Source organism: Paenibacillus sp. JZ16 (genome assembly GCF_015326965.1).
Classification (GTDB): domain Bacteria; phylum Bacillota; class Bacilli; order Paenibacillales; family Paenibacillaceae; genus Paenibacillus_AQ.
This window is the reverse complement of record NZ_CP017659.1, coordinates 1,730,076-1,744,228: the sequence shown is the minus strand read 5'-3', so window position 1 is coordinate 1,744,228 and position 14,153 is coordinate 1,730,076. Positions and strand designations below refer to the sequence as shown.

Sequence of the window (14,153 nt, the reverse complement as noted above, 5' to 3'; positions counted from 1 at the left end):
TATTATATATAAAGGGTATTTTCGGTATTGAGGCCAAGTGTATTATAATGTAATCGTAAGAAAACGTTTATTTAATGTAAAATGCAGTACGTAAAATGTAAAATTAGAAATTCCGTCCTTGAGCAATCAAAATAATCTGACGGAGGGAGTCAGCGATGAAGACCCTTGACAGAATGACAGATGGACCTTGGCAGAAATATCACGGTCCGAACTTGGGGTACATTCAAGATCAGTATGAGAAGTTTTTGCAAGACCCGCAATCTGTGGAGCCAGGATACCGTGAGCTGTTCGCCAGCTGGGGACCGCCTCCATCTTTGGAAAACAATGAAAAGAAAGCGGATTCGCAGGGACAAGGTGTTAGCTACGACCCGCAATTACTGAAAAAAGGGGTAGCTGCCGGCAAACTGGTATGGAACATTAGAACCTACGGTCATCTGGCCGCCGACATTGATCCGATTGGAATTGGAAACGAAGCTGACACGCGTCTGCTTCAACCAGAAAGCTACCAACTCAGCCAAGCGGATTTGGCAGCCCTGCCTGCAGAGATCGTCTGGGAGGAGGCTCCTAGCGATGTCAAGAATGGCTTAGAGGCAATCCAGCGGCTGTTACAACTATATACAGGCTCCATTGCCTATGAATTTAGCCATGTTCACGATGAAGAAGAACGCAAATGGCTCAACCAGCAGGCCGAATCGGGACGTTATTTGTCCGCCATGAGCGTAGAAGAGCGCAAGGGGCTTTTGAAAAAGCTGCTTGAGGCCGAGCAATTCGAGGAATTCCTGCACCGCACGTTCGTAGGTGCGAAACGTTTCTCGGTTGAGGGCAACGAAGCACTCGTACCGCTGCTTGACGAGATCGTTCGCCAAATGGCCGAAGTGGATGTCAATTCCATCCTCGTGGGGATGGCACACCGCGGTCGCTTGAACGTCCTGGCTCATGTACTGGGCAAGGATTACAGCAAGATTTTCTCGGAGTTCATGCACTCTCCGAATAAACATCTCGTTCCATCCGAAGGCTCCATGGGCATTAACTATGGCTGGACAGGTGACGTGAAATATCATTTGGGCGCGGACCGTTATCTGAAGAAGGATGAAGCACGGCAGGTTCGGATTACCCTTGCAAACAACCCGAGTCACCTGGAATACGTCAATCCGGTAGTAGAGGGCTTTGCTCGTGCTGCTCAGGAGGATCGCAGTGAAGCGGGTTATCCGAAGCAGGATGTAAACAAAGCGCTGAGCATTCAAATTCATGGTGATTCCGCGTTCCCTGGCGAAGGGATCGTGCCGGAAACCTTGAACTTTAATAAACTGCCGGCATTCCGTACGGGCGGATCGATTCACATTATCGTGAATAACCGTATCGGATTTACGACAGAAGGCAAGGATTCCAGATCCACTCATTATGCGAGTGATTTGGCGAAAGGATATGAGATTCCGATTATCCACGTGAACGCGGATGATCCGGAAGCATGTATCGCGGTTGCTCGTCTAGCCAGTGATTATCGCAACAAGTTCAAGAAGAGCATTCTGATTGATCTTGTCGGTTACCGGAAATATGGCCATAACGAAACCGATGATCCGGAAACAACCCAGCCGCTGATCTACCAGAAGGTGAAGAACCATCCAACCGTCAGCGCGATTTATATGAAGAAACTGGTGGATGGAAACATTCTGACCCAAGAACAAGTGGACGGTCTGAAGAATAGCGTTCTGGAGGTCCTGAAGAATTCTTACGAGAGCGTGAAGTCGAAGGATCCTGTTGATCAGATCCTGCTGGGGCTGAACGCTACTGACGGTAAATCCAAGACGGAAGTAGCTACGAATGTGTCTGCAGAAGTGCTGCGCGGGATTAATCGCGAGCTTCTGCAGTGGCCGGAAGGCTTTACGGTATATCCGAAGCTTCAACGTATTCTCGAGCGCCGCAGCAATTCGCTCGACGAGGGCGAGAAGGTGGACTGGGGCCATGCCGAAACGCTGGCTTTCGCTACGATTCTTGCCGACGGCAAGCCGATCCGGATTACGGGACAGGATGCAGAACGTGCAACGTTTGCCCATCGTAACCTCGTGCTTCACGATGCGGTTAATGGGGAGACCTTCTGCCCGCTGCACCGGTTGCCACAAGCTAAAGCATCGTTTGCGATCCACAACAGCCCGTTGACCGAAGCAGCCGTCGTTGGATTTGAATATGGCTACAATGTGTACTCTCCTGAGACTTTGGTGATCTGGGAAGCGCAGTATGGTGATTTCGTTAACTGTGCCCAGGTTATCATTGACCAGTTCATCACAGCCGGCCGCTCGAAGTGGAGACAGAAGTCCAGCTTGGTTATGCTGCTTCCTCACGGGTATGAAGGAAATGGTCCTGAGCACTCCAGTGCAAGATTGGAACGCTTCCTCCAACTGAGTGGAGAAGACAACTGGACGGTTGCAAATCTGACTTCCGCTGCTCAGTATTTCCATCTGCTGCGCAAACAGGCTTCCTTGACCGAAACGGAAGATGCCAGACCGCTGGTGATTATGGCTCCGAAGAGCTTGATTCGTAATCCGCGCGTGGCATCGCCTGTGAACGCGTTTAGTGAGGGCGGTTTCCAGAAAGTGATGGAGCAGCCGGGTCTTGGCCAATCACCGAAGAAGGTGGAGCGCCTTGTTCTGTGCTCGGGGAAAGTTGCCATCGATTTGGAGGATGCGCTGGATAAGCAGAAGGATCAGGATCAGTCCTGGATTCATATTCTTCGTGTGGAACAGCTGTATCCGTTCCCTAAAGAAGAAATTTCCCGTGTGCTGCAGAAGTATCCGAACCTGAAAGAGATTCTGTGGGTTCAGGAAGAACCTCAGAACATGGGCAGCTGGAGCTTCATGGAACCAAGAATTCGTGAAATTGCACCTAAAGGCACAGAGGTCCGTTACAGCGGACGTCCTGAGCGTTCGAGCCCTGCTAGCGGCTATCAGGATGTTCATGCTTATGAGCAACAGACCATCATTTCTTTTGCCCTTAATCGTAAAACTATAAATCAAGAGATCTCATTGGGGAGGTAGCGGCTGTGAGCGAAATTACTGTACCAGCTATGGGCGAATCCATCACCGAAGGAACGATATTCAAATGGCACGTTAAAGAAGGGGATAGCGTTAACATCGGTGATGTGCTGCTCGAGTTAGAAACGGATAAGGTTAATCTTGAAATTAGCGCAGAGTCAGAAGGCGTTGTGGAAAAAATCCTTCGTCAAGAAGGGGAGAATGTAACGATCGGTGAAGTTATCGGTCAAATTTCTCCGCAGGAAGGCGTTGCAAGCGCTCCGGCAGCGAAGGCGGCTGAAGCACCAGCATCCGCACAAACGGAGGCTGCTCCGGCACCCGCAGCAGAAGCACCGAAGCCGCAAGCTCCGGTACCGGCTCAGAACGAGGAAGGAGCGGGTCTGACTGCATCGCCATCCGCACGCAAACTGGCTCGTGAACGCGGGATTGATCTGGACCAGGTACAGGGCCGCGACCCAATCGGTCGGATTTACCATGATGATGTGAAGAATCATAATGAAGCCAAGCAGCCTGCTGCACCGAGCAAGCCTGCAGCTTCCACTGCTGCACCGGCAGCACAAGCGCCGGCCGCTGAGTATGGCAAGCCGGTAGAACGCACTCGCATGTCCCGTCGTCGTCAAACGATTGCGAATCGTTTGGTCGAAGCGCAGCATACGGCTGCCATGCTGACTACCTTCAACGAAGTGGATATGACAGCGATCCTGGATGTGCGCAAGCGCCGTAAGCAAGCTTTTCAAGAGAAGCATGACGTAGGCCTAGGTTTCATGTCCTTCTTCACCAAGGCGGTTGTAGGTGCGTTGAAGAGATTCCCGCATCTGAATGCCGAGATCGATGGCGATGATATTGTTGTGAAGAAATTCTATGATATCGGTATAGCGGTGTCCGCGAAAGAAGGACTTGTTGTTCCGGTCGTGCGCGATGCAGATCGTCTTGGCTTTGCCGAGATTGAGAAGGAAATCGGCAATCTGGCTGCGAAGGCTCGTAATAATGCGCTGTCCTTGTCTGAACTGCAAGGCGGTACATTTACGATTACGAATGGCGGCGTCTTCGGCTCGCTGTTGTCTACGCCGATCCTGAATACGCCGCAGGTGGGTATCCTCGGCATGCACAAAATCCAGCTTCGCCCGGTAGCGATTGATGCTGAGCGTATGGAGAATCGTCCTATGATGTACATCGCATTGTCTTATGATCATCGGATCGTTGATGGTTCCGAAGCGGTTCGCTTCCTGGTAACGGTTAAAGAGCTCCTTGAAGATCCAGAGTCGCTGCTTCTGGAAGGCTAACTCTCCAAGCTTTGCGACACAATCATAATAAGAAGGCCGCATGGACATTGCCATGCGGCCTTCTTACATTAGCGATTATGATTTTGATTTATCGTTATCGTTCGGATCGGGGAGATCCCGAGGGTTCCAATTTTCAGCCTGAGGCTCCACATCCTGATGTTTCTTTACCTTGTCTCTTTGTTCCTGAGAGTCATTCTCCGCATTCTGCTGATTGCGTACTTCCTCGCTGTTGGGTTGTTTCATGGGAATACCTCCTTCAGTCGATATAATACATACATACCCGGTATGGCAAAAGACAAACAGGCCTCGGACATCAAGTCATTTGATTTTCATTGGGGTTGAAGTTAACATGGTAACTGATAGTCCATTACATAAATCATGATCATTATAGATAAACGAGAGGAGAGATAGGCATTATGGCGAATCCATCCCAGCGTACGCTGCTGTTTACAGGTGCGTATGCGGAAGACAACCAAAGCGGAGTATGCGTATATGAATTTAATGAGGATAGCGGCGAATTGAAGCTGCTTGATGAGGTGTCCGGCATTAAGAATCCGACCTTCCTGAACGTGGACCCGGAAGCCAGACGTTTATATGCCATTGGCGAAATTTCAGAGGATGGCGGTAAGGCTGGCGAGATCATCAGCTTTGAGATTGACCCTGTTGCCGGCAAGCTGACCGAACGGAGCCGTGTTCGCAGTGTGAGCAGCTCTACTTGCCATATCCAGCGTGATGAAGCGAGTAAGTATCTGATTGTTTCGAGTTATCATGGAGGCTTGGTAGGTCTTCATCCGATCGGGAAGGATGGACAAGTCGGTGATCTGCTGGATGAGAAGAGACATGCCGATCTCGTGACTGTGCGGGAAGATCAGCAATCCAGAGCACATTCGGCGTTTTATAGTCCGGATGGTCAATACGTGTTCGTACAGGATTTGGGACTGGACAAAATTCTCGCTTACACGGTAAATGAGAATGCCCAAGAATTGAGCTTTCATGGCGAAACCCAGCTGGAAGCGGGCGTAGGCCCTCGTCATCTGGCGTTCCACCCAAGCGGTGTTTACGCATATGTCATCAACGAGCTGAATTCCAGTGTCACGGTGCTTCGCTATATCCAAGACGAAGGTCGTTTTGAGGTCCTGGAGACGATATCGACACTGCCTGCGGATTTTGACGGAGAGAGTTACTGCGCCGAAATCGCCGTGTCTGCGGATGGCAAAACGGTATATGGATCTAACCGCGGACATGACAGCCTTGTTGTATTCAACGTGCATGAAGATACCGGTCGCTTAAGCCCGGTCCAGTATATTTCGACAGAAGGCGGGCACCCGCGTCATTTTACACTCATGCCTGGGGGCAAGTTCTTGGTTGTTGCCAATAGAGACGGGAATAATCTTGTATTATTTAAGGTGAATCCGGAGGATGGCAAGCTTGCCTTTACAGGATATACGGTCTCGCAATCCAAGCCGGTATGCGTAAAACCAGCGGTATTCCAGCTTTAGGTTCGAAAGAACAAGTAATCGCATAGCGAATGAACTTAGAGATCGTTCTTACGGCTCGAATGGTAAGCTGTTTACCATGATGAGTCGGGGAGCGATTTCTTTTTTACTGACTGGAGTTTTTGGGCAGAGAGGAGATTGATTACGTACACGGATCATAACAGCTCGAGGCACCAAGATTCAGACACGGACTCGTTGGGTTATCTATAATCAGGAAACTTAAACGAGGAGGTTGTGGCAATGTCAACTAATCAACGTTTGGATGGTAAAGTAGCCATCGTTACCGGTGCTGGTTCCGGAATCGGCCAGGCCGCAGCCCTTCTTTTGGCGGAGCAAGGAGCTAAACTGCTGTTGATCGATATTGATCGTGAACGCGTGGAGAAGGTTAAACAAACGATTGAACAAGGCGGGGGCGAAGCGCTAACCGGCAACTGCGACATTTCCAAAGCGGAATCGCTGAAAGATTGCTTTAGCCAGGCTGCCGAGAAGTGGGGAAAGATTGATATCGTGTTTGCCAACGCCGGGATCAACGGGACCAAGGCCCCGATCGAGATCATGGAGCTGGATGAATGGGATGCTACGATCAACACTAATCTAAGAGGAACGTTTGCCACGGTTAAATACGCGATTCCCTATTTGAAGGAGCACGGAGGAAGTATCATCATTACGAGCTCCATTAACGGTAACCGGGTATTTACCGGCTTTGGTTTCTCAGCCTACAGCACCACGAAGGCCGGGCAGGTGGCTTTCATGAAGATGGCGGCTCTGGAGCTTGCACGTTATAAAATCCGGGTGAATGCCATTTGCCCCGGCGCGATTGCCACCAACATTGATGAGAGCACCATCGCGAAGCCAGAGCTGGACGAGGTGACGATCCCGATTGAATATCCGGAAGGAGACCAGCCCTTGGCGGATGGACCGGGACAGCCTTCACAGGTTGCCCAGCTCGTAGCATTTCTTGCATCCGATGATGCTTCCCATATTACCGGCACTGAAATCTACATTGATGGGGCGGAATCCCTCATTCATTGATCATCTACAAAGACCGATTTGACAAAACCGGACGTTTTCCTCATAATGAATGAACGTATTGTCAAATTGAATAGTGGTGATGAAGATGGGGATGGGGATTGTTGTTGTGGAAATATGCGACAGCAACTTGATGAGTGCTTTGGAACTTGAGCATCTTGAGGAATTGTATCCCGAAATCGCTGTCCTGCGGGCTGATTGCATGAATCTTTGCGGTCTATGCAAGCTGCGGCCATATGCACTGGTGAATGGTAAACGTGTATTCGCGGCAACGACGGAAGAATGCGTCGAGAAGATCAAAGCAGCTATCGAAGCTGAACTGGCTGTTTTCCATGATATTTAATACGTCTGAATGTAGACGAGATCGTATAGTAAAAGGGCAAGGTGCGAGTGATTCGCACCTTGCCCTTTCGTTTGGTTATAGCATTTATGGCTGGCTTGGCTCAGGAAGCATTGTGGCTTGCAGCCACAATTTCTTCACACTCCGCAGAGCAGCAGCTATGATGAAGCTCCTCACACTCTTCGCAGCATACATGCTGCAGGTGACAAGCGTCGTTATCGCAATTGATATACCGATCTTCAGGCTTTCCGCAATGGTGGCATTTACCAACGATGACATCCTCGTCCGTTTGATTGATCGGCACGGCAATACGCTCATCAAATACATAACATTTCCCGTCGAACAGACGGCCTTGGACTTCAGGGTCTTTTCCGTAGGTGACAATGCCGCCCTCAAGCTGGGCAACGTCTTTGAAGCCTTCCTTAAGCATGAAGCCGGTCAGCTTCTCACAGCGAATGCCCCCTGTGCAGTAAGTCAGGATGGTTTTATCCTTGTGCTCGCTCAGGTTCTCGCGAATCCACTCCGGAAACTCACGGAACGATTGCACCTCTGGTCGTATCGCATTGCGGAAGTGGCCGATATCGTATTCGTAGTCATTCCGCCCGTCGATGACGATGACATCATCACGCTGCAAATGTTCAAAGAATTCCTGAGGCGACAAGCGTTTTCCGCTAATCTCGTTAGGGTCGAGCTCATCTTCCACCCGGAAGGTAACGAGTTCTTCGCGGTGACGGACAAACATCTTTTTGAATGCGTGCCCTTCGGAAGGGTCAATCTTAAATACCATGTCCGCAAATAGCGGATTAGCGTGCATATCCTGCATATATTGTTCAGTTTGTTCAATCGTGCCGGATACCGTGCCATTGATGCCTTCGGAGGCAATCAGAATCCGTCCTTTGAGTCCGAGATCTTTGCAGTATTGCAGATGCTCGTCTTTGAACGCTTCAGGGTCCGGGATTTGAACAAATTTATAATAGAGAAGGATCTGATAGTTTTGTTGCTCTGACATGATTTAATCACCTGTTCTTTTTATATATTCAGCCATACGTGTACCTATAGAATTGTAGTGAATTCACTCCACATAGTCAACTTAAATGTATAGAAAGTTTGGCATGATATGTGAAATTAAAGGGTTTCATGAACGCCTGAAAGCGGTTATGATGAAGGGGTGAGCAGGAGAACACTTTCATTATTGGAGGCGTTGAACAGCATGGTACATATCGAACAGAATGCACTCGTATTGTTTCAGGGCGACAGTATTACCGATTGCGGTCGAAATTACGAGGAGTCGGACAGTTTGGGGAACGGATATGCGCTGATGGCTGCTGCCCGGCTAAGCATGGAGCTGCCTTTGAAAAGGCTGCGTTTTGTAAACCGCGGAATCAGCGGTAACCGGGTCGTCGATTTGCGGGGGCGTTGGGAGGAAGACTGTATTGATCTGGATCCGACATGGGTATCAATCCTGGTCGGTATTAATGAGACCGGCAGGAAGTATAACCGGGGTGAAGCAACATCGGTGGAAGCCTACTATGAAGGGTATCGTGAGCTTCTTATCCAAACCCGCGAGTTAACCGGTGCAAACTTTATTCTCATGGAGCCGTTCTTGCTGCCTGTTACGGAAGCGAAGAAGGAGTGGCGGGAGGATCTGGATCCCAAGATTCAGGCCGTTCGGGAATTGTCGCGAGAATTTGAGACGTTGTACGTTCCGCTCGACGGCATTTTTGCTGCAGCCAGCTCCAAGATAGAGATGAGTTATTGGGCAGCTGACGGTGTTCATCCTTCACCGGCAGGTCATGCGCTCATGGCCGAAGCGTGGTTAGCAACGATGCATGGCCGATCGATTTTGTAGACATTGATTTTTTTTCTACTATTTAAATAATACTTCATTTGGCTGACATCCCCGGAAGCATGTGACATCCGGGGATGTTCTTTATGTAAACCATCATGCGCTTTATAAAATCTTGATTGACGAAAACAATTGGGTACATATAAAATGTTCATAATAGACCGTTGTTCAATTGGAACGACCTATTTTTTGACTTTAATGCTTTCGTCGATGAAAGCGGGGAAGCGTTGTCGCTTTATGTAGAAAATTATGGTTTAAGAACGAAGCGGTTAACCAATGAGAGGGGAATCATGATGAAGAGAAAAATGTGGATATCACTAACACTCTCCGCACTGCTGGTTACGGCGGTAGGATGCGGGGACAAGCCGGAAGGCGGCGGTACGACTCAAACGGGAAGCGGCGGAGAAGCGGAGAAGAAATCCTATAGCATCGCTATTTCGCAGATCGTAGAACATCCATCTTTGGATGCAACGCGTGAAGGCATTCTGGCAGCATTAAAGGATGCCGGAATTTCCGAGGATGACAATACGCTGAAAATCGATTACAACAATGCGCAAGGCGATCAAGCGAACAACCTGTCGATCGGTCAGAAGCTGAAGGATACGAAGTCGGATCTGGTGGTCGCTATCGCAACCCCGTCCGCACAGGCCGTGGCTGAGAACGTAAAGGAGAAGCCGGTGCTGTTTGCAGCGGTGACGGATCCGGTTGACGCGAAGCTGGTGAGCGACCTGCAGAAGCCGGGTGGCAACGTCACCGGGGCATCGGATACGAATCCGGAGGCAGCTAAACAGCTGATGGATTTCATCAGCACTAACTTCCCGGACGTGAAGAAAATCGGCCTTGTCATTAACGAAGGGGAAGCCAATGCAGTGGTGATGGCAAAGACGGCTGAAGAGGCGCTTGCCGAGCACGGCATCGAGCTGGTTAAGGCAGCTGTCACAAACACTTCGGAAGTGAAGCAGGCCGCGGAGTCGTTAGTCGGCAAGGTAGATGCTTACTATATCACGTTGGATAATGTCGTGGTCAGCGGCGTTGACGCGATTATCCAAACGGCACAAAAGAATAAAATTCCGTTCTTCTCGAGTGACCGCGATACGGTGGAGAAGGGGGCTTTTGCAACCGTCGGATTTAAGTATTACGACCACGGCTATCAAGTTGGACAAATGGCTGTAGAGATCCTGAAAAACGGCAAAAATCCGGCGGACATGGAAGTGACGAAGCCGGATAAGCTGGATCTGATTCTGAACACGAAGGTTGCGGCTGACTATGGTATTGAAGTGACCGACGCCATGAAACAGGAAGTCAAGGACCCGGACAACAACATCATCGAGTAACTGTAAGGCGCGGAGATAACAGCCCGCGCCTTACTTCTGAATCCTTAAGGAGGTCAATGACATGCTGGATTTCGTGATGAGGCTGGATGGTCCGATTGAATTGGGGCTGTTGTATGCGCTGATGGCACTTGGCGTATATATTACGTTCCGGATTCTGGATTTTCCGGATCTGACGGTAGATGGAAGTTTTACAACAGGTGCAGCGATTGCGGCGATTCTGATTACCAACGGTGTGAATCCATGGCTTGCGACGCTGGCTGCATTTGCCGGAGGCATGTTAGCCGGTATCTGTACAGGCCTGCTGCATACCAAGGGCAAGATCAACGGTTTGCTCTCCGGCATTATTATGATGATTGCCTTGTATTCGATCAATATGAGGATTATGGGTAAGCCTAATATTTCGTTAAGCCAGGAAGCGAATATCTTCGGATCGATCGATCCGATCTATATAATGTTGGTGATCGTAATTATCGGAAAACTGCTGCTGGATGCATTCTTCCGCACGGATCTTGGTCTTGCGCTGCGCGCGACAGGAGATAACAAGCGAATGATCCGCAGCTTTGGAGCGAACACGGACACAACAACCATTTTGGGGCTTAGCATTTCAAACGGTCTGGTGGCCTTATCCGGGGCCGTAGTTGCTCAGCAGTCCAGTTTTGCCGACATCAGTTCCGGTATCGGAATGATTGTGATCGGTCTGGCATCCGTCATTATTGGCGAAGCCGTGCTGGGGACCGGTTCGGTATTCCGGACGACGCTGGCTGTAGTCTGCGGTTCGATTATTTATCGGATTGTTGTTGCCGCTGCTTATGAGATTCCATGGCTGGAAGCGTCGGACTTGAAATTGATCACCGCGATCATTGTCATTATTGCTCTCGTGGTTCCGACCATCAATCGGGCGATGAAACAGCGTTCACAGGCACGGAGGCGCTCAACCGAACTGTTAGCTGCGCAAGGGAAGACCAAAGGAGGTGCGCTCTGATGCTGGAAATGAACCGTGTGTCCAAGCTGTTCAATCCGGGAACCGTGGACGAGAAGATTGCCTTGATGGATGTCAATCTTCACTTGAAGCCGGGGGATTTCGTAACGGTTATCGGAAGTAATGGTGCAGGTAAATCCACGCTGATGAATATTATTTCCGGGGTAATGAAGCCGGATGCAGGCGAAGTGCGCATTGACGGCACTTCGATCGGCCATCTGCCGGAATTTCGTCGCAGCCGCTGGATCGGCCGGGTATTTCAGGATCCGATGGCGGGCACTGCGCCGCATATGACCATTGAAGAGAATCTCGCGATGGCTCATCGCCGCGGCCGGTCCCGCGGGCTAAGCATTGGCGTTACAGCTTCCAAGCGCGCGGGCTTCCGCAAGCATTTAGAGCGGCTCGGCATTGGTCTCGAGGATCGGCTCCGAGCCAAAGTAGGGATGCTTTCCGGAGGGGAACGTCAAGCGCTAAGCTTGCTGATGGCGACCTTCACTCAGCCGCAAATCCTGCTGCTGGATGAACATACGGCAGCGCTTGATCCGGCACGTGCGGAGCTGATCACCCGAATAACCGATGACATCGTACGCGACATGAAGCTGACCACGCTCATGGTCACACATAACATGGAGCAAGCCATCCGTCTAGGCAATCGCCTCATTATGATGGACAAAGGACGTATCATTCTGGATGTGAACGAAGAGCGCAAGAAATCTCTGACGGTGGAGCAGCTGCTCGGGGAATTTGAGCAGATTAGCGGTCATAAGCTGTCGGATGATCGTTTGGTTCTTGGGTAAGCATCTTGCGTTGAGACGGGAATCATTCTATGAATAAAACGCTAAGCCTTCAATCTTGACAGGCTTAGCGTTTTTTTATACGCTAATTTTTTCCTGGCCAGTTATCTATCAAGGCCGGTTAATAATATGACTGGTTTCAGTTCCATCGCTTTTTGCAAGGATTCCTTATAACGTGTTAATGTTGGGTGAGCCACATCTTTAATCGGGAATAACATCAAGAGTGTGCTTTGAAAATGCCTGACGACCGCTAAACTTGAACTAGCGGACATTTGAATATAGGAGGCTTATTCCTTCATGGTCGTTCGTAAAGATGATCTACAGATGAAAATATTGCTAGTGGAAGATGATAAAACAATTGCGTCCGGGCTGGAATATTCGCTGCAGCAAGATCGCTTTTCTACCGTTCTTTGCTATGATGTTGAATCTGCAAAAAAAGTGCTCACTGAAGATATAGATCAATTCGCTCTATGTTTATTTGATTTATCGCTTCCGGATGGAAGCGGTTATGAATTGTGCAGAATGGTGAAAGACCAACGAGATATTCCGGTCATCTTTTTAACGGCGATCGACGATGAGGTCAATGTCGTGATGGGGCTTGATATGGGAGCCGATGATTATATTACAAAGCCTTTTCGTATTCGCGAGCTTCTCTCGCGGATCAAGTCCGTCCTGCGGAGATACCATAAGTCGCCTCAGACCCAAGGGATCATTAACCTGAACCAGGTTCGCATGAATACGCTGGAAGGAAAAGTGTATAAAAACGGCGCCGAAATTTCATTGACCGCTTTGGAGTATCGCTTATTGTTGATTTTTGGTAACCATATTGGGCAAGTTCTATCAAGAAATCAGCTTTTGGAGCAGATTTGGGACGTGGCAGGCGACTTCGTGAACGACAATACGCTAACGGTATATATCAAAAGGCTGCGGGAAAAGCTGGAGGATGATCCGCAGCATCCCACGATGATCAAAACGGTACGCGGTTTAGGATATAAGGTTGGTGATTAGATGCTGCGTAATCGAGAGGTTCAGATTTTGTTGTTGATTATGGGTTCCATCAGTTTAGCGGGGGGCGTTGCAGCTGCTTTTATTTCGTCTGTAGCTGCGGCGCTCGTTTTCATCATGTCTATTTTACTTATGGGAAGCAGTCTGTTATTCACGAGATGGAGATACCGCGAACTTGAAAAGCTGTCCGTCTATTTGCGTGAAATTAGCAGCGGTAATTATTCACTTGACGCTCGCGATAATCAAGAAGGCGAGCTTAGCATTTTAAAGAATGATATTTATAAAGTGACGCTTATGCTATCAGAGCAGCGGTCGCTTCTGCAGCGAGACAAAACGGGGCTAACGGATGCCATTTCCGATATATCGCATCAGCTTAAAACGCCGCTTACCTCCATGACGGTGATGGCGGATTTATTAAGCAAACCCCACCTGCCTCCAGCGAAAAGAACAGAGTTCACTCGCAATATCCGTATTCAGCTTGAACGAATCGATTGGCTTGTTTCTTCCTTGTTAAAGCTATCGAAAATCGAGGAAAAGACAATCCAGTTCAAAGAAGACCAGGTATTCGTAAATAAGCTTATACAAAAGGCATTAGAACCGGTGTTGATTCCGTTGGAAATCAAGGACCAAACGGTAACCATCAAGGGTGATGACAACGTCTCATTTGTCGGTGATTTCAAATGGACGGCCGAAGCGCTCATTAATATATTGAAAAATGGCGTCGAGCACACGCATGAAGGCGGAAGCATAGCCATTTCTTTTTCCGAAAATGCGCTATTTACGGAAATTATCATTGCCGATAACGGTAAAGGAATTCCAAAAGAAGATTTACCTTATATATTTAAGCGTTTTTATAAAGGGAAAAATGCGAGCGAGGGGAGCATCGGCATTGGTCTTGCGATGGCTTACAGCATTATTGCAAGCCAGAACGGAGTGATCGATGTGACAAGCAGCAGCGACAAGGGTACGCAATTTCGAATTAAGTTCTATAAACAAGTGATTTAATCGTAAGTGACTG

The 14,153-nt window shown here is 49.1% G+C and carries 13 protein-coding genes; 11 read left to right on the top strand and 2 right to left on the bottom strand.

What is annotated here, in order from left to right; all coding sequences use genetic code 11:
- The first annotated feature begins 155 nt into the window (after positions 1-155).
- Both BJP58_RS07735 and odhB read left to right on the top strand, forming a co-directional pair.
- On the top strand, positions 156-3,032 hold the full coding sequence (locus tag BJP58_RS07735; RefSeq protein ID WP_194543477.1) for a 2-oxoglutarate dehydrogenase E1 component: 2,877 nt from the start codon (positions 156-158) through the stop codon (positions 3,030-3,032).
- A gap of 5 nt (positions 3,033-3,037) precedes the next feature.
- Positions 3,038-4,312 (top strand): 2-oxoglutarate dehydrogenase complex dihydrolipoyllysine-residue succinyltransferase, encoded by a 1,275-nt coding sequence (odhB, locus tag BJP58_RS07730; RefSeq protein ID WP_194543476.1) that lies wholly within the window; start codon positions 3,038-3,040, stop codon positions 4,310-4,312.
- 75 nt (positions 4,313-4,387) lie between these two features.
- Here odhB and BJP58_RS07725 read toward each other — a convergent pair whose 3' ends face one another.
- Positions 4,388-4,555 carry a hypothetical protein gene (locus tag BJP58_RS07725; RefSeq protein WP_181469796.1) on the bottom strand — a complete coding sequence of 56 codons (168 nt, stop codon included), beginning with the start codon at positions 4,553-4,555 and terminating at the stop codon, positions 4,388-4,390.
- 173 nt (positions 4,556-4,728) lie between these two features.
- Here BJP58_RS07725 and BJP58_RS07720 point away from each other — a divergent pair, with 173 nt between their 5' ends.
- The 3 genes from BJP58_RS07720 to BJP58_RS07710 all read left to right on the top strand — a co-directional run bounded on the left by BJP58_RS07720 (position 4,729) and on the right by BJP58_RS07710 (position 7,180).
- Positions 4,729-5,811, top strand: a complete 1,083-nt coding sequence (locus BJP58_RS07720) for a lactonase family protein (protein WP_194543475.1) — start codon at positions 4,729-4,731, stop codon at positions 5,809-5,811.
- A gap of 237 nt (positions 5,812-6,048) precedes the next feature.
- Positions 6,049-6,840 (top strand): SDR family oxidoreductase, encoded by a 792-nt coding sequence (locus tag BJP58_RS07715; protein ID WP_194543474.1) that lies wholly within the window; start codon positions 6,049-6,051, stop codon positions 6,838-6,840.
- A gap of 85 nt (positions 6,841-6,925) precedes the next feature.
- Positions 6,926-7,180, top strand: coding sequence for a YuzB family protein (locus BJP58_RS07710; RefSeq protein ID WP_009590675.1), 255 nt, complete (start codon positions 6,926-6,928; stop codon positions 7,178-7,180).
- Positions 7,181-7,280: 100 nt separating this feature from the next.
- Here BJP58_RS07710 and trhO read toward each other — a convergent pair whose 3' ends face one another.
- Positions 7,281-8,186, bottom strand: coding sequence for an oxygen-dependent tRNA uridine(34) hydroxylase TrhO (trhO, locus tag BJP58_RS07705; RefSeq protein ID WP_194543473.1), 906 nt, complete (start codon positions 8,184-8,186; stop codon positions 7,281-7,283).
- A gap of 201 nt (positions 8,187-8,387) precedes the next feature.
- Between trhO and BJP58_RS07700 the strand changes: the two genes are divergently transcribed.
- The 6 genes from BJP58_RS07700 (at position 8,388) to BJP58_RS07675 (ending at position 14,140) form a co-directional block, all read left to right on the top strand.
- A complete protein-coding gene (locus BJP58_RS07700; protein ID WP_113058746.1) occupies positions 8,388-9,026 on the top strand; it encodes an SGNH/GDSL hydrolase family protein in 639 nt (212 codons plus the stop codon).
- A gap of 290 nt (positions 9,027-9,316) precedes the next feature.
- A complete protein-coding gene (locus tag BJP58_RS07695) occupies positions 9,317-10,357 on the top strand; it encodes an ABC transporter substrate-binding protein (RefSeq protein WP_194544865.1) in 1,041 nt (346 codons plus the stop codon).
- A 61-nt stretch (positions 10,358-10,418) separates the two neighbouring features.
- The gene (locus tag BJP58_RS07690; protein WP_194543472.1) at positions 10,419-11,339 is read left to right on the top strand and encodes an ABC transporter permease; all 921 of its coding nucleotides are present in this window, start codon (positions 10,419-10,421) and stop codon (positions 11,337-11,339) included.
- Positions 11,339-12,133, top strand: coding sequence for an ABC transporter ATP-binding protein (locus tag BJP58_RS07685; RefSeq protein WP_194543471.1), 795 nt, complete (start codon positions 11,339-11,341; stop codon positions 12,131-12,133). The genes BJP58_RS07690 and BJP58_RS07685 overlap by 1 nt, the downstream gene beginning before the upstream one ends.
- Before the next feature lie 321 nt (positions 12,134-12,454).
- Positions 12,455-13,138 (top strand): response regulator transcription factor, encoded by a 684-nt coding sequence (locus tag BJP58_RS07680; protein WP_194544864.1) that lies wholly within the window; start codon positions 12,455-12,457, stop codon positions 13,136-13,138.
- A complete protein-coding gene (locus tag BJP58_RS07675) occupies positions 13,139-14,140 on the top strand; it encodes a sensor histidine kinase (protein WP_194543470.1) in 1,002 nt (333 codons plus the stop codon). It begins immediately after the preceding gene.
- Positions 14,141-14,153: the final 13 nt, after the last annotated feature.